General features: G+C 72.0%; 22 protein-coding genes. 10 read left to right on the forward strand and 12 right to left on the reverse strand.

The genetic code is table 11. The features are described from left to right. Positions 1-13 precede the first annotated feature (13 nt). From A3CE_RS0133870 to A3CE_RS0133880, 3 genes are all read right to left on the reverse strand, one after another. Entirely contained in the window at positions 14-856 is an 843-nt protein-coding gene (locus tag A3CE_RS0133870; RefSeq protein WP_020644544.1) for a DUF4097 family beta strand repeat-containing protein, read from the reverse strand. 55 nt (positions 857-911) lie between these two features. Next, complete coding sequence (locus A3CE_RS0133875) at positions 912-1,403, reverse strand: hypothetical protein (protein ID WP_020644545.1); 492 nt, start codon at positions 1,401-1,403, stop codon at positions 912-914. Between the two features lie 181 nt (positions 1,404-1,584). After that, positions 1,585-2,268: a FadR/GntR family transcriptional regulator gene (locus A3CE_RS0133880; protein WP_020644546.1), complete on the reverse strand. Its 684-nt coding sequence runs from the start codon at positions 2,266-2,268 to the stop codon at positions 1,585-1,587. Between the two features lie 48 nt (positions 2,269-2,316). Here A3CE_RS0133880 and A3CE_RS0133885 point away from each other — a divergent pair, with 48 nt between their 5' ends. After that, positions 2,317-3,534: a CynX/NimT family MFS transporter gene (locus A3CE_RS0133885; protein WP_020644547.1), complete on the forward strand. Its 1,218-nt coding sequence runs from the start codon at positions 2,317-2,319 to the stop codon at positions 3,532-3,534. A 63-nt stretch (positions 3,535-3,597) separates the two neighbouring features. Here A3CE_RS0133885 and A3CE_RS0133890 read toward each other — a convergent pair whose 3' ends face one another. Next, positions 3,598-4,992: a mycothione reductase gene (locus A3CE_RS0133890; RefSeq protein ID WP_020644548.1), complete on the reverse strand. Its 1,395-nt coding sequence runs from the start codon at positions 4,990-4,992 to the stop codon at positions 3,598-3,600. A gap of 96 nt (positions 4,993-5,088) precedes the next feature. Continuing rightward, positions 5,089-5,940, reverse strand: coding sequence for a M15 family metallopeptidase (locus A3CE_RS0133895; protein WP_185839833.1), 852 nt, complete (start codon positions 5,938-5,940; stop codon positions 5,089-5,091). Between the two features lie 165 nt (positions 5,941-6,105). Here A3CE_RS0133895 and A3CE_RS0133900 point away from each other — a divergent pair, with 165 nt between their 5' ends. Together A3CE_RS0133900 and A3CE_RS0133905 are read left to right on the forward strand one after the other, a co-directional pair. Then, on the forward strand, positions 6,106-6,921 hold the full coding sequence (locus tag A3CE_RS0133900; RefSeq protein ID WP_020644550.1) for a S1 family peptidase: 816 nt from the start codon (positions 6,106-6,108) through the stop codon (positions 6,919-6,921). Positions 6,922-6,938: 17 nt separating this feature from the next. Beyond that, positions 6,939-7,373: a GNAT family N-acetyltransferase gene (locus A3CE_RS0133905; protein ID WP_020644551.1), complete on the forward strand. Its 435-nt coding sequence runs from the start codon at positions 6,939-6,941 to the stop codon at positions 7,371-7,373. Positions 7,374-7,503: 130 nt separating this feature from the next. Here A3CE_RS0133905 and A3CE_RS0133910 read toward each other — a convergent pair whose 3' ends face one another. From A3CE_RS0133910 to A3CE_RS0133920, 3 genes are all read right to left on the reverse strand, one after another. Beyond that, positions 7,504-8,679, reverse strand: coding sequence for an 8-amino-7-oxononanoate synthase (locus A3CE_RS0133910; protein WP_020644552.1), 1,176 nt, complete (start codon positions 8,677-8,679; stop codon positions 7,504-7,506). 99 nt (positions 8,680-8,778) lie between these two features. After that, positions 8,779-10,347 (reverse strand): DEAD/DEAH box helicase, encoded by a 1,569-nt coding sequence (locus A3CE_RS0133915; protein ID WP_020644553.1) that lies wholly within the window; start codon positions 10,345-10,347, stop codon positions 8,779-8,781. Between the two features lie 325 nt (positions 10,348-10,672). Beyond that, the gene (locus A3CE_RS0133920; protein WP_020644554.1) at positions 10,673-11,638 is read right to left on the reverse strand and encodes a serine protein kinase RIO; all 966 of its coding nucleotides are present in this window, start codon (positions 11,636-11,638) and stop codon (positions 10,673-10,675) included. A 276-nt stretch (positions 11,639-11,914) separates the two neighbouring features. On the opposite strand from A3CE_RS0133920, the gene A3CE_RS0133925 reads away from it, so the two are divergent. Next, a complete protein-coding gene (locus A3CE_RS0133925; RefSeq protein ID WP_020644555.1) occupies positions 11,915-13,447 on the forward strand; it encodes a phytoene desaturase family protein in 1,533 nt (510 codons plus the stop codon). Positions 13,448-13,453: 6 nt separating this feature from the next. Here A3CE_RS0133925 and A3CE_RS0133930 read toward each other — a convergent pair whose 3' ends face one another. After that, positions 13,454-14,341: an MBL fold metallo-hydrolase gene (locus tag A3CE_RS0133930; protein WP_020644556.1), complete on the reverse strand. Its 888-nt coding sequence runs from the start codon at positions 14,339-14,341 to the stop codon at positions 13,454-13,456. Positions 14,342-14,423: 82 nt separating this feature from the next. Here A3CE_RS0133930 and A3CE_RS0133935 point away from each other — a divergent pair, with 82 nt between their 5' ends. From A3CE_RS0133935 to A3CE_RS0133945, 3 genes are all read left to right on the forward strand, one after another. Then, the gene (locus A3CE_RS0133935; RefSeq protein WP_020644557.1) at positions 14,424-15,269 is read left to right on the forward strand and encodes a LysR family transcriptional regulator; all 846 of its coding nucleotides are present in this window, start codon (positions 14,424-14,426) and stop codon (positions 15,267-15,269) included. Positions 15,270-15,346: 77 nt separating this feature from the next. Then, positions 15,347-16,150, forward strand: coding sequence for a class I SAM-dependent methyltransferase (locus A3CE_RS0133940; protein WP_020644558.1), 804 nt, complete (start codon positions 15,347-15,349; stop codon positions 16,148-16,150). Beyond that, entirely contained in the window at positions 16,151-16,684 is a 534-nt protein-coding gene (locus A3CE_RS0133945; protein ID WP_020644559.1) for a TetR/AcrR family transcriptional regulator, read from the forward strand. On the opposite strand, the gene A3CE_RS0133950 is transcribed toward A3CE_RS0133945, so the two are convergent. After that, positions 16,681-17,235 (reverse strand): suppressor of fused domain protein, encoded by a 555-nt coding sequence (locus A3CE_RS0133950; protein ID WP_245589631.1) that lies wholly within the window; start codon positions 17,233-17,235, stop codon positions 16,681-16,683. The genes A3CE_RS0133945 and A3CE_RS0133950 overlap by 4 nt on opposite strands. Positions 17,236-17,318: 83 nt before the next feature. On the opposite strand from A3CE_RS0133950, the gene A3CE_RS0133955 reads away from it, so the two are divergent. Continuing rightward, positions 17,319-18,395, forward strand: a complete 1,077-nt coding sequence (locus tag A3CE_RS0133955; protein WP_026469132.1) for an NAD(P)/FAD-dependent oxidoreductase — start codon at positions 17,319-17,321, stop codon at positions 18,393-18,395. A gap of 183 nt (positions 18,396-18,578) precedes the next feature. Here A3CE_RS0133955 and yaaA read toward each other — a convergent pair whose 3' ends face one another. Continuing rightward, on the reverse strand, positions 18,579-19,325 hold the full coding sequence (gene yaaA / locus A3CE_RS0133960; protein ID WP_020644562.1) for a peroxide stress protein YaaA: 747 nt from the start codon (positions 19,323-19,325) through the stop codon (positions 18,579-18,581). Between the two features lie 55 nt (positions 19,326-19,380). Between yaaA and A3CE_RS0133965 the strand changes: the two genes are divergently transcribed. Together A3CE_RS0133965 and A3CE_RS0133970 are read left to right on the forward strand one after the other, a co-directional pair. Next, a complete protein-coding gene (locus A3CE_RS0133965) occupies positions 19,381-20,334 on the forward strand; it encodes a GNAT family N-acetyltransferase (RefSeq protein WP_020644563.1) in 954 nt (317 codons plus the stop codon). Between the two features lie 55 nt (positions 20,335-20,389). Next, on the forward strand, positions 20,390-21,223 hold the full coding sequence (locus A3CE_RS0133970) for a Scr1 family TA system antitoxin-like transcriptional regulator (RefSeq protein WP_125592044.1): 834 nt from the start codon (positions 20,390-20,392) through the stop codon (positions 21,221-21,223). Between the two features lie 134 nt (positions 21,224-21,357). On the opposite strand, the gene A3CE_RS0133975 is transcribed toward A3CE_RS0133970, so the two are convergent. Beyond that, positions 21,358-22,260: a 2-hydroxyacid dehydrogenase gene (locus A3CE_RS0133975; RefSeq protein WP_020644565.1), complete on the reverse strand. Its 903-nt coding sequence runs from the start codon at positions 22,258-22,260 to the stop codon at positions 21,358-21,360. Positions 22,261-22,306 lie beyond the last annotated feature (46 nt).

The following is a 22,306-nucleotide window of genomic DNA, read 5'->3' on the forward strand; positions in this document are numbered from 1 at the left end:
TCTTGTGGAGTCTTCAGGCCCGGCGGATGACGATGTCGCCGGTGGTGGAGCGAGCACGGACCTCGACGGTCTCGTCGGTCCCGCCGGGGCCGTCGGCCGCGGTGAGCGTGTTGTGCACGGTGCCGGTGACGGTGTTGAGGACCAGCCACGCGGCGCTGCCCTCGCGGATGCCGACCTCGATCTCGCCGACCGCGGTTTCGAGGACGACCGCGTCGCGCACGACCTGGCCGATCCGGATGTCGCCGGCGGCGGTCTTCGCGTCGACGCCCGTGTGTGCGACGTCGACCAGGATGTCGCCGTTGGCGGTGCTGACCCGCAGGTCCCCGGTCACCTCGCCGACGCGGGTCTCGCCGTTGGAGTTCTTGAGCACGGCGGTCCCGTCGATCTCGCGGATCCGCACGTCGCCGGAGCCGGTGCCGACCTCGGCGTGGCCCGTGGCCCGGTCGACGGTGACGTCGCCCATCGCCGTGCTCGCCTCGATCCGGCCGGTCTCGCCGACGTCGATGTTGCCCATGGACGTCTTGAGGCGGCTGTCGCCGATGCGGCCGCTGACGCGGAAGTCGCCCATCGCGGAGGTGCCCTTGAGCCGCGAACCGGCGGGCAGCTCGACCACGACGTGCAGCGCGCCGCCCTTGCCCCACAGCTTGTGGGTGTACTTCGGGCCCTTGACCAGCAGTTCGCCGTCGGTGAACTCGACGCGGGTCTTGGCGGCGGCTTTGACGTCCTCGGTGTCGCCCGGGTCGGCCGGCTCGACCTCGACGGTGGTTTCGGCGCGGTCGCCGGCGACGATCCGGACGTCGGCGACGCTGAAGTCGAGAGTGGCCGTGATCGGCTCGGGGGTGGCGAAAAATGGCATGGCGGTGCCCTCCTGGGGTGCCTTGGGGTGTTCTTGCTGGCCGGAGCGGCCGGGTCTAGCGGACCCAGCCGGTGTACTTGTCGCCGTAGAGCGAGCGGCGCCGCGTGGCGCTCTTGTCGGGGCCGAGCGCGGCGTTCGCGGCCCGGACGAGCCAGGCGTTGGTCGAGAGCCGGTCGCGGCTCGCGGCCTCCTCGACGCGTTGCTTGAGCTGCTCGGGCAGCCGCAGGTTGATCCGCGCGACGGCGCCGTCGTCGGCCTCGGGCAGGGGTGGCGGCTCCTCCTCCTGGAGGGCAGGCTCGGTTGTCGTGGGGAGCGCGACCGCGAACTCGGCGTCACGGCGGCGGAGGCGGACTTCGACGGAGCCGGGCGCGAGGTCGCGGGTGATCTCGTCGGCCGCGGCCGAAAGGGCGTCGAGCAGGGTGAGCCGGATCGCCGACTCGAGCGGCGCGGTGAGCCGCTCGGCGAGGGCGACGGCCTCCTCGCCCGCCGCCTCGGCGGCGACCGCGAGCTCCCGGCGGAGTTCGTCTACGAAGGGCGTCAGGTCCATGGCACAACTATGGCGCCATCGTGGCACCACGACAACCCTGAAATGGCACCCTTAGGGGTCACCAGTGGTGCCATCGCGGCGAATTCGCAGCTCAGCCGCGGTGCCGGTCAAACGCCCCAATGAGGCGTGGGTTGCGTTCAACGCACCCAATGCCACATGGGGGCGCACGGGGCGGGTGCGGTCAGGCGCGTTCGATGCGGTCCAGGAGCTCGTCCAGGAAGCCGCACGCTTCGGCCGCGGCCCGGTCGGGATCGCGGTCGGCGATGGCGTCGGCGAGGCCTTCGTGGCCGATCTCGGGCACGTAGCCGACGCCCGGCGTGATGCTCGACGTCGCCGCGACGCTGGCCGTGATGACCTCGGTCAGCCCGCGGTAGAGCTCGGTGAGCAGCCCGTTGTGCCCGGCACGCACGACCGCCAGGTGGAAGTCGGCGTCGGTCCGCGCGAAGTCCTCCCAGCGCCCGTCGCGCTGCTCGCGGTTGCGGCGAGCCAGGAGTGCCCTCAGCTCGGCGACCTCGTCGTCGGTGCGCGAAGCCGCGGCCAGCCGGGCGCCTTCGACCTCCAGGGTGCGCCGGACCTGCAGGACTTCGCGCAGTTCCGGCCCGCACAGCCGGCGGATCGCCCCGGACACCTCGCTGGTCGCGCGCACGTAGGTGCCGTCGCCCTGCCGGACCTCGAGGATCCCGGTGTGCGCGAGCGCGCGCACGGCCTCGCGGACGGTGTTGCGCCCGACGCCGAGCTGCTCGACGAGCTCGGTCTCGGTCGGGATGCGTTCGCCGATCGGCCATTCGCCCTGCGTGACCGCGGTCCGCAGCTGCTCGATGACCTGGTCGACGAGGCCTGCTCGCCGGGGGGTGGCCAGAGGCACAGGATTTATCCCTTCATCCAATCATCCTATGTATGCGATAGTACCGCCATGCGCGTCGAACACCGTGAACCCGAGCTGGACGGCGTCGTCGCCACGCGGACGCCGGGCGTGGTCGCGGCCGGGGCGCTGCTCACCGTCGCCGTGGTCCTGACCGCCCTCAACCTGCGCCCGGCCATCACCGGGGTCGGCCCGATGCTCGCCGAAATGCGCGCGGACCTGGGCGCGTCCGTGGTCTGGGCGGGCATGCTCACGACGTTGCCCACGCTCTGCTTCGCCGGTGCCGGCCTGGCCGCGCCGCTGCTCGCCCGCCGGGCCGGGATCGGCGCCGCCATCGCGATCGCACTTGCCGCGCTGGCGGCCGGGCTCGCGCTGCGCGTGCTCGACGGCCCGGCCGTGGTGCTCGGCGGAACGCTCGTCGCCACCGCCGGGATCGCCCTGATCAACGTGCTCGTCCCAGTGGTCATCAAGGACTCCTTCCCGGCCCGGATCGGCGTGCTGACCGGCGTCTACACCGCCGCGCTGCAGGGCGGCGGCGCGCTCGGGTCGGCGGTGACCCCGCGGCTCGGCGACGCGTTCGGCGGCTGGCGCCCGGCACTGGGTGGCTGGGCGGTGCTGGCCGTCGTCGCACTGCTGGCGTGGATTCTCGCAGCCCGCGGCACCGGCCGGGCACCGCGTCACGCCGGCGCCGCCGAAGCCGGACGGTCGCTGCTGCGCAACCGGCTGGCCTGGGTCGTCACCGTCTTCTTCGGCCTGCAGGCGTTCTACGCGTACGCGGCGATGGGCTGGTTCCCGCAGGTGCTGATGGACGCGGGCGTGTCGCGCGGCGACGCCGGGCTGCTGTTCGGCCTGGTCTCGCTGATCGCGGTGCCGATCAGCCTGGTCGTCGCGCCGATGGCGGCCCGGCAGCGCGGGCAGGGGCCGTGGATCGCAGGGCTGGGCGTGTTCGGCTTCGCCGGGACGGCCGGGCTGATGCTGGCCCCGGCGTGGTCGCCGCTGCTCTGGAGCATCCTCGTCGGGCTGGGGATGAGCGTGTTCTCACTGGCCCTGACCGTGATCGCGCTGCGCGCGCGGACCGGCGCGGACACCGCCCGGCTGTCCGGGATGGCGCAGGGCTTCGGCTACCTCTTCGCCGCGCTCGGGCCGTTCCTGTTCGGCCTGCTGCACGACGTCGCGGGCGGCTGGACCGTCCCGCTGGCGATGCTGCTCGGCCTGCTGCTGGTCCAGGTCGTGTTCGGCGTGCTGGCCGGCCGCCACCGCTTCGTCTGAAAGCCGTGAAGGCCACCTTCAGGAACTTCAAGTTCCTCAAGGTGGCCTTCACGAACTTGTGGCTCAGTCCAGGGGCAGGTTGAGCAGGGCGTTCTCGATCAGCTCCGGCATCGCGGGGTGGATCCAGTACTGGCCGCGCGCCATGCTCCGGGCGTCGAGGCCGAAGCTCATCGCCTGGATGAGCGGCTGGATCACCGATGACGCCTGTGGCCCGATGATGTGCGCGCCGAGCAGCTGCCCGGTCGCCGGGTCGGCCAGCAGCTTCGCGAAGCCCGTGGTGTCCTCCATCGCCCAGCCGTAGGCGATCCCCGCGTAGTCCTGCTTCGAGACCACATAGGACACACCCAGCGCGCGGGCCTTCCGCTCGGTGAGCCCGACCGACGCCACCTGCGGGTGGGTGAAGACCGCGTGCGGCACGAACCGGTGGTCGGCGGTGATCCGCTCGCCCGGGTGCAGGAGGTTGTGCTGCACCACGCGCGCTTCGTGGTTCGCGACGTGCTTCAGCTCGTGCGGCGAGGAAAGGTCGCCGAGCGCGTAGATGCCCTCGACCGCGGTCTCCTGGTAGTCGTCCACCACGACGTGCCCACTGTCCAATGTGGTCACACCGGTGGCGGCGACGTCCAGCAGATCCGAATTCGGCTTGCGGCCGGTGGCGATCAGCAGCAGGTCGCCCTCGACGGTCTCGGCGCCCTGCGGCCCTTCGAGATCGAGCGCGACGCCACTGTCGGTCTTGCGCGCCCGTACGGTCTTGCGGTCCAGCCGGACGTCGAAGCGTTCCGAAGCCAGCTCGGTGAAGCGCTCGCTGACGTCGTCGTCCTCCGAGCGCAGCAGCCGCCCGGACCGGTTGACCAGCGTGACGTGGACGCCGAAGGAGGCGAAGACGTGCGCGAACTCCGCGGCGATGTACCCGCCGCCGAGGATGACGATCCGCTCGGGCAGCTCGTCGAGCCGCATCACCGTGTCGGAGGTGTGGTAGTCGACGGCGTCCAGGCCGGGGATCTCGGGGATCACCGGGCGCCCGCCCGCGGCGAGCACGAATCGGTCGGCGCTCAGCACCTCGTCGGGGCGCCCGTCGGCGAAGCTGACGCGCAGCTCCTTGTGCCCGGTGAAACGGCCGGTGCCTTCGTAGACGTCGACGTTCGCGTTGTCTTCGTGGCTGCGGCGGTACTCGGCGCCGCCCGCGGCGATCGGGTCGATCCGGCCGAAGATGCGGTCGCGGATGTCGCGCCAGCGCACGCCCTTCAGCTCTTCGTCGACGCCGTACTTCGAACTGTGCGAAGGCGTGTACGCGACATCGGCGGCGTACACGAACATCTTCGTCGGGATGCACCCGACGTTGAGGCAGGTGCCGCCGAAGGTGCCCTTCTCCACGATCGCCGTCTTCTTGCCGGCGAAGTCCGGGCCGAGGATGGAGTTCCCCGATCCCGTCCCGACGATCACCAGGTCGTAGTGGGGCACTGCATCCTCCGCGGGTCCGGGTCCGATCGATTCACCCTAGCCAACCTCGCTGAGAGGGCGGGTGTTCCTGGTTGTGCTTAACGTCGTATTACGCGGTCAGTGGCCGGTGGCGGTGAAGTGCATCCGGTCGGTCGGGCTGTGCCAGTTCCCGCCCCAGCTCCACCCGATCGCCGCGAACGCGCGCACGGTCGCGTCGCCGGCCAGGACCATGCCCGGCCGGACGCGCGAGCGGTCGACGTAGGCCGAGGCCAGCTCGGGCAGCACGAGGTCGCCCTGGGTGTAGGGGTTGCAGAACGGGTCGACGTCCACGGCGAGCCCGTACGCGTGCGCCGACCACGTCGTCCGGCCCCGCGCCGGGCGGCAGACGAACGCGCTGGTCGTGTTGCCGTCGCCGGTCGGCGGCGCGGTGAGCTCGCTCGCGCTGGTCACGCGCATCTCTTCCAGCGGGAACCGGGCCGCGAAGAGCATCCCGAACACCTTGGCGATCCCCGCCGCGCCGGAGGCGTTCACCAGCATTTCGCCGGTGTGCGCGCGGCCGTCGAAACCCCAGAAGGACAGCGTCAGGTAGCGGAGGTCGGTGGCCTTGACCGGGCAGGCGGGCCGCCACGTGCTGCGCGCGAGGACGTCGGCGGGCACGGCGGCGATCGTCGCGGCGTAGTGGTCGCCGGCCGGCGGTGGCAGGAGGTCTTTTGTCGGAAGTGCCCGGTTCACCAGTTCGGGTGGCGTCGGTTCGATCTCGCCGAAGCCGTCGGGACGGCGGGGGAGCGGACGGGTGCCCACCTGCCAGGTGACGGCCGGCGCGCTCGACGTCGTCGCCGGCGGGGTGCCGACTCTCGTCGTGGTCGTGACCGAAGGGGCCGGTTGCGGCGCCGACGGGACTTCCGGCGAGCACGCGGTCAGGGTGAGGGGCAGAAGCGCCCACGCCGCCGTCGCCGCTCTCCGCCGCATCCGGCCAGCTTGGCAGAAGCGGTGGGTGACCGCGGAGTCCACCCGTTCCAGTGACACCGTTTCGGGCCCACTCGGATTAGGGTATTCAGGGCCACTCGTTCACGCACCGGAGTCGTCTGACTGCCGGGTGCTTTGCCCTGTGCCGCGTCGAAAAGGGGAAGACCCATGTCCGTGAAGTCCCGCCGATCCCTGCTGCTCGCGTGCGGCGCGCTCCTGGCGGTCGCGGCGGTGGCCGTTCCGGTCGTGGTCGGCACGGCGTCGGCGGAGCAGGCCTCCGCCAACCAGCCCCGGATCGTCGGCGGCAACCAGGCGTCCCTCGCCGACCACCCGTACGCGGTGTACCTGACCGACGCGGGCGGCAACCAGTTCTGCGGTGCGGTGATCGTCAGCTCCACGGCGGTGGCGACGGCGGCACACTGCGCCAAAGCGGTGGCGAAGCAGGAGATCCGCGTGGTGGCCGGCCGGGAGGACAAGCGCACCAGCGACGGCGAGGCCCTCGGCGTCTCGAAGGTCTGGATCAGCCAGGGCTACAGCGACCCGACCCAGGGCGGCGACGTCGCGGTGCTGACCGTCCGCGGCCAGCTCGGCTACCGGCCCGCGAAGCTGCCCGAAAGCGGTGACGCGGGGTTGTACAACAAGGGCACTCAGGCGACCGTGCTCGGCTGGGGCCGCATCGCCGACGGCGGCGCCCGCTCCGACTACCTCCGCAGCGCCCAGGTCCCGGTGGTCTCGGACAGTGAATGCCGCTCCGACTACACCGTCTACGACCAGCGGAGCATGGTGTGCGCGGGGTACGCCGAGGGCGGCGTCGACGCCTGCCAGGGCGACTCCGGCGGCCCGCTCGTCGTGGGCGACACGCTGATCGGGATTGTCTCTTTCGGTGAAGGCTGCGCCAAGGCGGGCAAGCCGGGCGTCTACACGCGCGTCTCGGCGTACGCGGACGACATCAAAACCCAGGCCACCCCCCGCCTGCTCGGCTGAGCGTGCTAGGCAGGGGTATGCCGACTCTGCACGACGCGACCGGTCCCGAGCTGACCGCTGCCCAGCTGCACGAAATCCTCCGCCTGCGCGCCGAAGTCTTCGTCGTGGAGCAGAAGGCCGCGTACCTCGACGTCGACGGCCACGATCTGCGGCCGGACACCCGGCACCTGTGGTTCGAGGAGGACACCGGCGTCACGGCGTACCTGCGGGTCCTGCTCGACCCGGACGGCGTCCGCCGCATCGGCCGCGTGGTCACGGCCGCGCAGGCGCGCGGCCGGGGCCTGGCGGCCGGGCTGATGGACGCGGCCCTGACGGTCCCCGGCGAGTACGTCCTCGAGGCCCAGACATACGTCCAGGGCTTCTACGCCCGCTACGGCTTCGTCGCGGAAGGCCCGGAGTACATCGACGAAGACGGAATCCCCCACATTAAAATGCGCCGCCTCCCGCACTAGGCCGTGTCGTCCCCTCAATCACGCGAGTTCCGCGCTCAATCACGCGAGTTCCGCCTTCAATCACGCGAATCCCGCCCCGGATCACGCGAGAACGGCACAGGATCACGCGAGCCGACCCTCCGGGTATGGCTCAGGCGAGCGCACCCCGCGGCGCCGTCGCGGTGATCACCTTCACCGCACGGTCCACATCGGACTCCGTGAGGTCGGCCCGCGCGGTCAGCCGCAGCCGCGAGATCCCGTCCGGCACCGACGGCGGCCGGAAGCACCCGACGCGGATGCCCTGTTCGGCACAAGCCGCGGCCCACGCGACCGCCGCCTCCGCGGACGGCGCCTGGACCGAGATGACGGCGGCGTCCGGCAGGCTCGCCTTCAACCCGGCCGCCTTCAGCGACATCGCCAGGTTGCCCGCGTTCTCGACCACCTTCTCCGCCAGACCCGGCTCCTCCTTCAGCGCGTGCAACGCGGCCAAGGCGGCCGCGGCGCTCGCGGGCGCCAGAGCGGTGTCGAAGATGAAGCTGCGAGCCGTGTCCACGAGGTGCTTGATCACGCGACGCGGCCCCACCACCGCGCCGCCCTGGGCGCCGAGGGACTTCGACAGCGTCAACGTCGTGACGACGTCGGGTGCGCTCGACAGCCCGGCCGCGTGGACCGCGCCCCGGCCACCCTCGCCGAGGACGCCGAAGCCGTGCGCGTCGTCCACCAGCAGCGCCGCGCCGTGCGAACGGCAGATCCCGGCCAGCTCGCCGAGCGGCGCGAGGTCGCCGTCGACCGAGAACACCGAGTCGGTCACCACCAGCGCCCGCGGCTTGCGCCGGGTCGCCAGCGCGTGCTCGATCGCCGACGGCGTCGAGTGCGCGACCGCGGCGACGTCGGCCCGCGACAGCCGGCAGCCCTCGATCAGCGACGCGTGGATGTACTTGTCGGTGACGATCGCGGATTCGGACCCGGACAGCGCCGTCACCGCGCCGAGGTTCGCGGTGAAACCGGAGGAGAACACGAGCGCTGCCTGCGCGCCGCAGAACCGGGCGAGCTCCAGCTCCAGTTCGGTGTGCAGCTCGGTCGATCCGGTGACCAGCCGGGATCCGGTCGAACCCGCGCCCCAGCGCAGCGCGGCGGCCGCGGAGGCCCCGGCGACGCGCTTGTCGCGGGCCAGCCCGAGGTAGTCATTGCCCGCCAGGTCCAGCTCGTCGGCCCGGGCCGGACGCGGCCGCAGCTGCCGCACGAGTCCCGCGTTCGCGCGCTTCTCCGCCTCGATGTCGAGCCAGTCGAAAACCTCGTCGGGCGGGGGCGTCGGCGGCGTAGTCACGTCCCGCAGTCTCCCATCCGGACTTCGCGCGGCCGCGAAGCGGGCCCGGAAACGCCGGAAGCCCCGGACCAGGCGGTCCGGGGCTTCCGAAGAGGACGATCAGCTGTCGTAGCCGCGACGCGGGCCACGGCTCGGGCGGCCGTAGCCACCGCCGTTGCCCGACCGGGGCTGACGGCCGCGGCCGCCGAAGCCGCCGGGACGGCCTTCGCGGTCGCCGCCGCGGTAACCACCGCGGTCGCCGCCGCGCTCGCCGCCACGGTCACGGTCGCCGCCGGTGTGGCTGCGCTCGCCACCGCGGCTGTAGCCGCCGCCGCGCTCGCCGCCGCGGTAACCGCCGCCACCGCGACGCGGGCTTTCGCGCCGCCGCTCGACGACCGGCTCGCCGCTGGGCTCCTTGGCGCCGGTGATGCGGGACAGCTCGGCGTCGCCCGGGCGGACCGTGGTCGACTCGGCGCGCACGCCGGCGCGGTCGGTCAGCCGGCGGACCATCCGGCGCTGGTCGTTGGTGACCACCGTGACGACGACCCCGGACGCCCCGGCGCGTGCCGTGCGGCCCGCGCGGTGCAGGTAGTCCTTGTGGTCGGCCGCCGGGTCGACGTGCAGCACCAGCGAGATGTCGTCGACGTGGATGCCGCGAGCCGCGACGTCCGTCGCGACCAGCACCGGGGTGTGGCCTTCCTTGAAGTCGGCGAGGACGCGGTTGCGCTGTCCCTGCGTCTTCCCACCGTGCAGCGCCGCCGCGTTCACGCCCTGCTCGCGCAGCCGCTCGGCGAGACGGTCGACGTGGTGCTTGGTGCGCACGAACATGATCGTGCGGCCCTCGCGGGCGCCGATCTGGACGATGACGTCCTGCTTGTCCTGGTGCGAGACCTGGAGCACGTGGTGGTCCATGGTCGTCACGCTGGCGGTCGACGGCGCGACCGAGTGCGTCACCGGGTCGCTCAGGTACTGCTTGACCAGGCGGTTGACGTCACCGTCGAGCGTCGCCGAGAACAGCAGCCGCTGCCCGCCCGGCGGCGTGAGGTCCATGATCTCGCGGACCTGCGGCATGAAGCCCATGTCCGCCATCTGGTCGGCCTCGTCGAGGGCGATGAAGTTGCAGTCGCCCAGGTGCGCGGTGCCCTGGCGGACGTGGTCCGACAGCCGGCCCGGCGTGGCGATCAGCAGGTCGACGCCGCGGGACAGCGCGTCGGCCTGGCGGGCGAAGGCCATGCCGCCGACGGCCGTGCGGCACCACAGGCCGAGCGACTTGGCCAGCGGGGTCAGCGAGTCGGCGACCTGCATGGCCAGCTCGCGGGTCGGGACGAGGATCAGCGCGCGGGGGCGCTTCGGACGGGCCTTGCCGTCGGCGAGCCGGGCCAGCATGGCCAGGCCGAAGGCGAGGGTCTTGCCGGAGCCGGTCTGGGCGCGGCCCAGCACGTCGCGGCCGGCCAGGGCGTCCGGGATGGTCGCGGACTGGATCGGGAACGGGCTGTTGATGCCCGCCTCGCTGAGCGCGCGGAGCAGCGGCTCCGGCAGGCCCAGCTCGGCGAAGGTCTTGGTGGCCACAAGCTCGACCGCGTCGTCGCGCAGCATGTCCCCGCCGGCCGGGCGGGTGCGCGGCTTGCGGTCGGGACGGCCCGCGTGAGCGGACGTCGAGGAAGGGCCGGAGTTGAACGTGACGGTCACAAATGCCTCTCGGACGTGGTTCGTCGCAAGGGAGGCCCGGGCTGCCCGCGCGCAGGCAAGGCAAGATGGTGTGCGATGGGCGTTCACAGGGACGGACCCCGGCACACCGTGTCATCGCTTGCCGACACTGCGCGCCGCTTGGTTTACGGATCACCGCGAGCCGATCGGTGGCTCTGGAGGCGACGGACACCAACTCATCCACGCCGCCGGTTGCGGTCTGTGCTTACTGTACCCGAGCCGGAGCTGGAACTGCTCATCGAGGTCACCGGTTGTGGGCGGCGTCGCAGCCGTGTCGTACGCCACAGCCGCGGCGCCGCCCCCGGATTCACCCGATCCCGGCGGTGGATACCAGCTCTGCCAGCAGTTCTCCGGTATTCGTGACGTGCTCACCGAGGCCGCGGCCGTGGAACCAGCCGGCCAGGTTGCGCACGTCCCGCGCCAGGAACTCGACACCGCCGGGGTTGGCGACGACGTCGACGACCTGGGGCAGGTCGATCACCATCAGCCGGCCGCGGTGCACCAGCAGGTTGTACGCCGAGAGGTCGCCGTGCGCGAGCCCCTCGGAGGCGAGCAGCTCGAGCGCCGCGGTGGCCTGGAACCACAGGTCCTTCAGCTCGCCCGGGTCCGGGCGGACCTGGGCCAGGCGGGGTGCGGCCGAGCCGTCGTCCTCGCCGAGGAACTCGAGCAGCAGTTCCGTCCCCTCGCGCTGCACCGGGTACGGGACCGGCGCGCCGAGCGTCCACAAGCGACTCAGCGCGGCGAACTCCGCGACGGCCCACTGTTCGGCGATGAGGTTGCGGCCGAACGTCGTGCGGTGCTCGATCGCGCGCATCTCGCGGGACCGGCGCATCCGCCGTCCTTCGAGGTAGCCCGCGTCGCGGTGGAACAGCTTGTGTTCGTCGCTGCGGTAGCGCTTCGCCGCGAGCAGGGTGCCGGGAGTGCCGGGCAGGCCCCGCCGCAGCAGGTGGACGTCGGCCTCCTTGCCGGTCTTGAGCACGCCGAGGTCGGTGTCGACTGCGGCGAGCTCGGTGACGACCCAGTCCGGCCGGGGGAGCGGGCCGTGCTCGGCGTCGTCCCAGGTGGACCAGCGGTCGGCGCCGTCGGGCAGCAGGCGTTCGGTGTAGGCGTCATCGCGCAGCTTCGCGAGGCGGACGCGTTCGCCTTCGGTCAGCCGGCCGCTGCGCGTGGGTTCGGGTTCGTCGAGCCGCCCGCGCCGCCGCGAACGCGCTTCGCGGTGGCGGGACGGTTGTTCGTCGAACAGGTCGGAGTCTTCGAAGTCGTGCTGGCGCACTGGTGGGTTTCTCCTTGGTCAGGGATGCCCCACCGGGCGCGTGGTCAGCGCCGGGGGGCGAGTGGGTGCGGGCGCGAGAGGGCCCGGACAGTCATCACGTCAGGCACCTCCCTGCTGTGTCGCACACACCGGCTCCCTGCCGGACGGGTCCAGCTTGCCGGACCGATCCGGGACCGCGCAACCGAATAGCGCGAACGGTCCGTTCGTGACGTTTCCTTGAATTCGGCCCGGCGGCGTGGTCACGATGAACGGGCAGGCAGAACTCAGGAGGGGCGGATGAACAGCTACGACGTGGTGATCGTCGGCGGTGGGCACAACGGCCTGGTGGCGGCCGCGTACCTGGCGCGGGCGGGCCGGTCGGTGCTCGTGCTCGAACGGCGGAGTGAGACCGGTGGCGCCGCCGTCTCGTTCCGCGCGTTCGAGGGCGTGGACGTCCGGCTTTCGCGCTACTCGTACCTGGTCAGCCTGCTGCCGAAGAAGATCGTGGCCGACCTCGGCCTCGACGTGGAGCTGCGACGGCGCCGGATGTCGTCCTACACCCCGTCGGGCGGCTCCGGTCTCCTTGTCGACACGGGCGACGCCGGCCGGACGGCGGCGTCGTTCCGGGCGGTCACCGGGTCCACATCGGACTTCTCGGCGTGGCAGCGGTTCTACGAGCTGACCGGGCGCGTCGCCGGGCGCGCGTTCGGCACGCTCACCGAACCACTGCTGTCCGAAGTGGACTTCCGTGCACGCCTCGGCGACGCCGAGGCGTGGTCCCTGCTGTTCGAACGGCCGATCGGCGAAGCGCTCATGTCGTGGTTCGGCGACGACACTGTGCGCGGCGTGGTGCTCACCGACGCGCTGATCGGCACGTTCGCCCCGGCGGACAGCGAGGACCTGCGGCAGAACCGGTGCCTCCTCTACCACGTGATCGGCAACGGCACCGGCGACTGGGACGTCCCGGTCGGCGGCATGGGCGCGGTCACCCGTTCGCTAGCGGCGGTGGCCGCCGCGGCGGGCGCGCGCCTGGTGACCGATGCGGAGGTGCTCTCGGTCGACCCGGACGGCGAGGTGCGCTATCGGCGTGACGACGCCGAACTCGTCGTCCGGGCCGGGCACGTCCTGGCGAACGTCGCGCCGGCGACGCTCGCGCGGCTGCTGGGCGAAGAACCGGCGGAACGCCCGGAAGGCGCGCAATTGAAGGTGAACATGGTGCTGACGCGGCTGCCGAGGCTGCGTGACCCGGACGTCGACCCGGCCGAGGCGTTCGGTGGCACCTTCCACGTCAACGAGACCTTCACCCAGCTGGAGGCGGCGTACCGCGAGGCGGCGGCGGGAAGGATCCCCGCGCTGCCGCCGTGCGAAATCTATTGCCACTCGTTGACGGATCCGTCGATCCTCGGCCCGGCCGAACGCGCGGCCGGCACGCACACGCTCACCCTGTTCGGCCTGCACATGCCGGCCCGTCTCTTCGAGGGGCGCAACGAGGAGGCACGCGAAGCGGCGTTGAGCGCGACGCTGGCTTCGCTGAACAGCGTGCTGGCCGAGCCGATCGAGGACTGCCTGCTGTCCGGGCCGGACGGAAAACCCTGTGTGGAAGCCAAAACCCCGGTGGACCTGGAAGCCGAGCTGGGTCTGCCGGCGGGGCACATCTTCCACCGGGACCTCTCCTGGCCCTTCGCGGAGGACCCGGCCCAGGCCGGCCGCTGGGGCGTGGAGACGCCGCACGAGCGCATCCTGCTCTGTGGTGCGGGAGCTGCGAGAGGAGGTGGTGTAAGCGGTATTCCCGGCCACAACGCGGCTATGGCGGTCCTCGGCGCCGGGTGATCCGGGTCAGGCGTCGTGTTCGGTGCACAGACACGCGACGCCCGGCTCGATCCACTCCCGTCCGGCCCACTCCGGGTGGCGCTCGAGGAGCAGCGAACGGACCTCGGCGGTGATTTCGTCCACGCCCATCGCCGAGTCCCGCCGGTGCCAAGTCTCGTCCCGCAGTTCCCGCAGGTAGTCACGGACGTCGGTGAGCACCGCCCCGCCACCGACCTCTCCGTGCCCGGGGACCACCACCTGGTGCCCGGCGGCGGTCAGCCGGTCGAGGACCGCCAGCCAGCCGACGCCCGAGACGTCGGTGTCGTGCGGCGGGAACCACGGGAAGATCGCGAACTGCCCGGTCTCGGCCAGGTCGCCGGTGAACAGCACGCCGGCGTCCGGGATCTCGACGACCTGGTCGCCCTTCGTGTGGCCGCGGCCGGTGGGGCGCAGCCGGACGGTCCGGCCGCCGAGGTCGAGCGCGTACTCGCCGTCGTAGACCACGTCCGGGGTGGGCAGCCGGACGCCCTCGAGGCGGCGGGCGATCGGCTCGCCCAGGCCGCGGAACATCTCCAGATAACCCGGGCCCTTGGTGACGAGGTCGTCGGCCTGGCCGCGGTTGACCAGGTACGTGGCCTCGCCGGCGAACACCTGGGCGCCGAACGCGTGCTCCGGGTGGAAGTGCGTCGTGGTCAGGTACAGGCGGCGGCCCTTCGCCACCTCCGACGCGAAGGCGAGCACCTGGGACGCGTTCGCGGTGCCGATGCCCGTGTCGACGACCAGGACGGCCTCCGTGCCCGCCACCACCCCGATGTTGGGCACCAGGTCGACGCGGTCGTTCGGGATCACCAGCAGGTCCGGGGCGATCTCCCGGGCGCCGCCGACGTGCACGGCGGGATCGGTCAGTTCGGTCATGCCCCGATTTCACCGCCGTCCGGCCGCGGCCGTCCAAGACCGGTTCGGTGGTGCCGATACCGGGCGAATATCGTCGCCGGTCATGGAGCTGCGCACGCTTCGGTACTTCGTCGCCGTCGCCGAAGAACTCCACTTCGGCCGGGCCGCCGTGCGGCTGCACATGAGCCAGCCGCCGCTGAGCCGGGCGATCAAGCAGCTGGAGGCCGACGTCGGTGCCGAACTGCTGCTCCGCTCCGCCGCGGGCGTCACGCTGACCCCGGCTGGGGCGGCGCTGCTGGACGAGGCGCGGACGCTGCTCGACCAGGCCGACCGGGCGCGCGTGCGCGTGGCCGCGGCGGCGGGCGCGGCCACCCTCACCGTCGGCATCCTGGGCGACGGCGCCGACCCGGGCGCGACGCGGCTCGCCGACGCCTACCGCAGGCGGCACCCGGACGTCGAAGTCCGCGTCCGCGACGCCGACCTGACCGACCCGACGTGCGGGTTGCGCGCCGGGCTGGTCGACGTCGCCCTGACCCGCGGGCCGTTCGACGAGACCGGTCTGACGGTGCACCGGCTGCGCACCGATCCGGTGGGCGCGGTGCTGCGCGCCGACGACCCGCTGGCCGGCCGCGACCACCTGGAGCTGGCCGACCTGGCCGGCCGGCGCTGGTTCCGGTTCCCGGACGGCACCGATCCGCTCTGGCAGTCCTACTGGCACGGCGGCGAACCCCGTGAAGGGCCGGTGGTGCGTGCGGTCCAGGAATGCCTGCAGGCCGTGCTCTGGAACGGCACGGTCGGGCTGATGCCGCTCGGCCACCGGCCGCCTGGTGAGCTGGTCGTGGTGCCGCTGCTCGACCTGGCACCGAACCCCGTGGTGGTGGCATGGAAGGCCGCCACCCCGCTGGTGCGGTCGTTCGCCCGGCTCGCGACGGCCGCGTACCGCGGCTGAACCTTCGGATCCGCCGAGACCAGCGAACGAGCGCGAGCACCTCTTGAAAACGAACGTTCATTCACTATGCTGGCCGCATGCGCACTGCCAGCCGCACCGCCGAGCACGTCGCTCTCTTCCGCGCCCTCGAGACCCGGCGCCGCGACCGGCTCTTCGCCGACGAACACGCCATCCGGTTCCTGTCCGCCCGCTACCGCTGGCTCGTGCTGGCCGCCAGGGTGCCGCCCCTCGGCCAGGGCATCGCACGGCTCATCGACCACCGCTACCCGGGCGGCCCCCGCACGTCCGCCGTCGCCCGCACCCGGCTGATCGACGATCTCCTCGCCGAGGCCGAACCGGAACAGGTCCTCCTGCTCGGCGCCGGCTACGACAGCCGTGCCCACCGCATCCCCGGGATGCCGCCCACTTACGAGGTCGATCACCCGGCCACCCAGCGGGCCAAGCGGCAGCACATCTCCCACCGCCCGCACGTCCACTACGTTCCGGTCGATCTGAACTCCGAAAGCCTCGCCGTGGCCCTCGACGGCATCCCCGCCCGGCGCACCGTGGTCATCTGGGAGGGCGTCACCAACTACCTCACCGAGCAGGCCGTCGATGCGACCCCCCGCGACCTGACCACGATTGTGGCTCAGGGCAGCAGGATCATCTTCACCTACGTCGACCGTGCAGCGCTCGGCGCGGACACCGCGTGGCACCGGGAGGTCGAAAAGGCCGGCGAGCCGTGGACATTCGGCCTCCACCCCGCCGACGTGCCCGGCTACCTGGCCGAACGTGGCCTCGACCTCGAGGGCGACCTGTCCGCGAAGGAAGCAGCCGCCCGCTACCACCGGGACGAGCCCGCCGCCGGCTTCTACCGGATCGCGTGGGCGGTGGTCCGGTAGATGCCCAAAGTCAGCGCCGAGCACCTGACGAACCGCCGCCGGCAGATTCTCGACGCCGCGGCCGGCTGCTTCGCCCGCAACGGTTTCCATCGCACGTCGATGCAGGACATCGTCAAGGAGTCCGGTCTCTCCGCTGGGCTGATCTATCGGTACTTCACCGGCAAGGAGGAGATGATCCTCGCGATCGTCGAGGAATGGCACACAGCCCGGTCGGCCGGCCTCGGGACCGCGAGCGATCCCCTCGCCGCCTACCTCGGCCTCCTGCGGGCCATCGCGGACCCCGATGCGGCGCGGCAGCGGAACCTCGGGATGCAGGCGTGGGCCGAGACCGTCCGCGAGCCCCGGATCCGCGCCCTCGCGCGGCAGGGCGTGGACGACCAGCTCGAGGCGTTCGGGGAGGTGGCGCCGGAAGCCTTGATCCGCGTGCTCGTCGCCATCTACCAGGGGCTGCTGCTGCAGGCATCTTGGGACGACGACCTGGACGCCGAGGCGTTCGTGACCGCTGTCGGTGAACTCGTGCGGCCTCGTGTCTAGACCACCGGTGCGCGGCGGACGTCGTAGAGGTCCCAGTCCAGCTGCCAGAACGCGTCGATGCCGTGCTCGCGGATGTACTTCCGCTCGGTGTCGTGCACCGGGTAGCAGCCGGCGATGCTGATCGGCGCGCCACCGATGTCGATCAGCGTGTACTGGTGCGCATCGAGGCCCGCGGGCGCCGAGACGGCGAACGCCGTCATGGCGGAATCCGGCGCGATCGGCTGCCCGAAGTCGATCGTGTCGCCGTAGACGAACGGGCAGGTGCCGCGCAGCTGCTCGGCGAGGTAGCCGATCGCCAATGCCCACACGGGGTCGTCGGACCGGACGCTGATCCACAGCTCCGGCTTCACGCCGTGCCAGTCCGGGTGGTCGGCCAGGGAGAGGCCGTAGGTCGCGCCGGTCAGGTACCGCGGTTCGGGTTCGTCGGCGTAGACGAGCGCGATCACGTCGTCGAGCCTGGCGTGGGTCGACGGGATGGGTTGCAATCGCGGCGCGGTGGTCCCGGTAAGGGTGTCGAGATGGGCGACATACCGCTCGGCACGGCTCGGCATGGCGCGCAGCATACGGCCGGCCGGCTGCGCGCGCGGCGCATCCCGTTGGCCCGGGCGCGGCATTTTCGGGCAGGGTGGGAAGCATGCGAGTGCTCGTGATCGGAAGCGGGATCGGCGGCGCGGCGACGGCCTGGCACCTGGCGGCCCGCGGCGCGGAAGTGGTCGTGGCGGACGCGGCGCGGCCGGGAACGGCGACGGAGGCGGGCGCCGGCATCGTCAGCCCGTGGACGTCCCGCTGGGAAGACGCGCTGTACCCGCTCGCGGCGGCCGCCGGCCGGTACTACCGCGAGTTCACGGCCGAACTGGCGGATTCGTCGTTCGAGGTCGTCGGCGGAATGATCGTGTCGGCGGACGACGCCGAGCTGGCCGAGGCCCAGGAACGGCTGGCATCGCGAGCGGCGGACGCACCGGAGATCGGCGAGGTGCGGCGGCTCGACCCGGCGCAGGCCCGCGAGCTGTTCCCGGCGCTGGCGCCCGGGCTGGGCGCGGTGCACCTGGCCGGCGCGGGCCGGGTCGACGGGCACCTCCTGCGCCGCGCGCTGTTGTCCGCCGCCGAGCGCCGGGGCGCGAAGTTCGTGGAGGGCGAGGTCGCGTTCCGGGCCGACGGCACGGTGGTGAGCCCGGACGGTCCCCTGGAAGCGGACAGCGTCGTCGTCGCGGCCGGCGCGTGGAGCCGCGAACTGCTGGCGCCGCTGGGCATCGACCTGCCGGTGACGCCCCACCGCGGCCAGATCAGCCACTTCGACCTCCCGGACACGGACACGGACACGGCGGCATGGCCGGTGGTCCTGCCACGCACCAGCCACTACCTGCTGGCCTTCGGCGGCGGCCGTGTCGTGGCGGGCGCGACCCGCGAGGCGGAATCGGGCTTCGATTATCGCGTCACCGTCGCGGGGCAGCGTGAAGTGCTGGAGAACGCGTTGACGGTGGCGCCCGGCCTCGCGGACGCGACCCTCACGGAGACGCGGGTGGGCTTCCGCCCGGGCACGCCGGACGGGTTGCCGATCCTGGGCCTGCTCCGCCCGGGCCTGGCGGTGTCGACGGGCTTCGGCGCGGGCGGGCTGACGAACGCGCCGTTCGCGGGGAAGCTCGTCGCGGCGATGGCGCTGGGCGAGGATCCGGGCTTCGACCTGAGTCCGTTCGCCCCGGACCGGTTTTGAGCCGGATGTCAAATCCGTTGTCCACAGGCCCCCGCTCCGGCCGGCCCGGCCGCTGGTCCCGGCCCGGCCGGGACCGGAGTTGTCCACAGATTTCCCGACGACCCGTTTTTGCAGGTCAGGGCCGATAGACTGGACCTGGGGACGCCCCCCGGGAAGGGCGGGGGCTGCGCTTCGCAGGGTTTGTCAGCCCTCGGTGACCAGTTCCAGTGCGTGCTCGCCGGTGCGTTCGACCGTGAGGCCCGCTTTCGTGATCACCTTCACCAGCTGGTCCACAGTGGACGGCTCGGCGCGTGTCGCCGCCAGTACGTGGGCCAGGCGGCCTTTGTACGCCTTGTTGAAGTGGCTGACCGTCACGCGCTCGCCGCGGGCGTTCTCCGTCACCACCCGGACCGTCACCGCGTCCGGGCGGAGCTTGGCGAATGCCGAGTACGTGCCCGAACGCAGGTCCACCACCAGGCCCTCGACCGCCTGCAGCACCGGCTCGAGGACCGGCTTCCACAGGCCTCGGACCGTCCCGAGCGCGGGCAGCGAATTGCCGCCCGAAAGCCGGTACGCCGGGATCGGGTCGGTTGCCGAGACCACGCCGAACAGTGATGACGTCACCGCCAGCCGCCGGTGGGCCTTCTCCAGGCCGGCCTTCGTGAAGCTCTGGACGTCGAGCGCGTCGTAGAGGACGCCGGTGTAGCGGCGCAGTGCCGGCATCGTCGGTGACGACCACAGCTGAGCGTTGCGCGTCACCTCCCCCGCCTGCCGCTCGGTGAGGCCCAGGGCCGCGATGCCGGCCGGGACGTCGGCCGCCAGTGCAACCAGCGCGTCGGCGAGCTTCGCCCGGGTCGGGTTCAGCTCGGGGAACGACAGCGCGCCCAGGTCGAGCGGGCCGCCGCGGCCGCCGTCGGCCTTGGTCTCGGAAGGGGGGAGGAGCACCAGCACGCCCCGAGCGTAAATCGGGGTGCGGGGACGCCGCCGTCCGGCCTAGCCTCCCCGCATGGACCTGACCTGGCGCCCGCTGACCCTCGGCGACGTCCCCGCCCTCACCCGGCTGTACGCGGCGGCCGAGGAAGTCGACCGGACGGGTGAGCACTTCAGCGCGGACGACCTCCGTGAAGAGCTCGAAGGTCCCAACATCGACCTGGCCCGCGCCACCGTCGGCGCCTTCGCGGGCGACCGGCTCATCGGCTACGGCCTGGTCCGCCGCCGCGACGCCGCCGAGCCGGTGCACATGATCCGGCTCCAGTCGATCGTGCACCCGGAGCACCGGGACGACGCCGTCGGCACTCACCTCGTCGAGTGGTTCGCGCGCACGAGCCGCGAGGTCCACGAGCGCACCTTCCCGGGCGCGCCGCTCGAACTGCACCACGGCCTCCACCAGAACGAGCGCTGGATCGCCGGCGTCCTCGGCGGCGCGGGCTACACGCACGACCGGACGATGGTGACCATGCGCGTCGGCCTCGCCGACCTGCCGCCGCAGCCCCCGCTGCCGGACGGCTTCGAAGCGGTGCCCTTCGACTTCAAGTACGACCTCGCGGTGCTCGACGCCCGCAACGACACCTTCGCCGGCCACTGGGGCAGCACGATCTACCAGCCCGGCGCCTGGCGCCACCTGGTCACCGGCTCGAAGGACTTCCGGCCGGACGTGTCGTTCCTCGTCCTCGACGGCGACAAAGTCCTCGCGTTCGTGCTGAGCCACTTCTACGAGTCCGAAGCCGAGGCGACGGGCATCCGCGAGCACTACGCCAGCTGGGTGGGAACGCGGGAGGCGCTGCGCGGCCGCGGCGTCGCGTCGGGGCTGCTGGGGCACACGCTCCGGGCGGCGAAGGACGCCGGATTCGACCGGTCGGCCCTCAACGTCGACGTCGACAATGCGCACCGGGCCCTGGGTGTTTACGAACGGTGCGGTTATCGCGTCGACGACGAATGGCACGTGTACGTGCTGTCCTGAAATTGGGACGCCCCACCGCCGATCGGGGAATGGACGGCCTTCGTACCATCACGTCATGAAGCCGACTTCCGCTTCCCCCGGTTCGCGAGCACTGGCCGCTTCGTTGCGCGAAGTGCGTGTGGCGAGAGGTGAAGGACTTCGCGAACTCGCCCGGATGGTGCGCATTCTGCCGCAGTTGTTGTCGGCGTGGGAAAAGGGACAACGGGTTCCCGGCCCGGAAGACGTGGCCCGGCTGCTCGGCGCGCTGCGGGTCGACGACGCGACCTACGACCGCATGATGCGCCTGGCCAGGCACGCCAGGGACGACAACTGGCTGGACTCGAACCCGTCGGATCTGCCGCCCGCGCTGAGCGGCATCGTCGAGTACGAGCGCACCGCCACCCGCATCACGATGTGGTCGCTCGCGATTCTGCCGGGAATCCTGCAGACGCCGGACTATGCCCGCGACGTGCTGAGCAATGTCGAAATCGGCCTGGAGCAGGCGGATGCCATGTTGGTGGCGCGATTGGACCGCCAGCGGATCCTGGTGAAGCCCGAGCCGGTCCGGCTGACCGCATTCCTCGGCGAAATGGCGATCCGTGAGCAGATCGGCAGCGTCGACATCATGTCCGACCAGATCGACCATCTGATCGAGATGGCCGGGCTGCGCAATGTCTCGTTGCGAATAGTGCCGCGGAACATTGGCTATCACCCCGGGCTTGTCGGCCCTTTCGTGGTCTACGAGTTCGGCACTCTACCGGCCATCGTGCACTTGGAAAGCTCCCATGCCACCGCGTTCCTCAACGACGCGGATGTTGTCCGCGGCTACCGGCGTCAGGCTCAGGTCTTGGCCGGCAAAGCGTTGAGTGAAGACGACACCCGGGCCCTGCTTCGGGAGGTCGCGCGATAGCCCGGGAGGCCTCGGCGTAAGGGACACGGTCCGGCGCAAGCCGAGCGACAGCGGCCAGCCGGAGTGTGCCGAGGTGAAGCTTGATCGAGCCGCCGGGATCCGGGACACCCGGGCCCGGAGCGCGGCCGCCGCCGTCAGTTCACCACGAGGTTGAGCAGCTCCTCACCCTTCGCGTACCTCCGCAGCTGCTCCGTCGCGAGTTTCTTCGCGCGCGGGTAGAACGACGCCGACCCGCCCGCGATGTGCGGGGTGATGATCACGCCCGGGACTGTCCACAGTGGATGGTTGGCGGGCAGGGGTTCCGGGTCCATCACGTCGAGACCCGCGCGCAGCCGTCCGGTGCGGGTCTCGGCGACGAGAGCGTCCGTGTCGATCGCCGTGCCGCGGCCGACGTTGACCACCAGGGCGTCGTCGGGGAGGGCGGCCAGCTCGGCCGGGCCGATCAGCCCTCGGGTCGCGGGGTTGTCCGGCAGGATCAGCACCAGGATGTCGGCTTCGGGCAGCAGCTCGCGCAGCTCGGCGACGCCGTGGACGTCCTCCTCCGGGCGGGGACGGCTCGCCACCCTCGTGACCAGCGCTTCCGCGGCGACGAGCTGGCGTTCGATCGCCTGCCCGATCGAGCCGTACCCGACCAGGAGCACCCGGCTGTCGGCGAGCGACCGCGTGTGCTCGCGCGCCCATTCACCCCTCGACTGCTGCGCGAACCAGCGGGGCAGGTCCCGCTGCGACGCGTGGATCAGCGCGAGGGCGTGCTCGGCGACGCTCAGGTCGTGCAACCCGCGCCCGTTCGCCAGCCGCACGCCCGCCGGCAGCAGCGGCACGAGGGCCTCGACCCCGGCGGACAGCGACTGCACCGCCCGCAGCGACGGCAGCTGGTCGATCAGCTTCGGCGGTTCCGGCCCTCGGTCGTACGGCAGCACGTAGAACTCGACTCCGCCGAGGCCGGCCGGCGGGGGCTTGACGCCGTCGTAGTAGGCGGCCTCCAGCCCCTCCGGCACGTCGATGTCGGTCCACGGCAGCAGTACGCGAGCGCTCATGCCGCCTTTCTACCCGCGTAGCAGCCCGGCAGGTCGACGACCAGGT

The organism is Amycolatopsis balhimycina FH 1894 (assembly GCF_000384295.1).
GTDB lineage: Bacteria > Actinomycetota > Actinomycetes > Mycobacteriales > Pseudonocardiaceae > Amycolatopsis > Amycolatopsis balhimycina.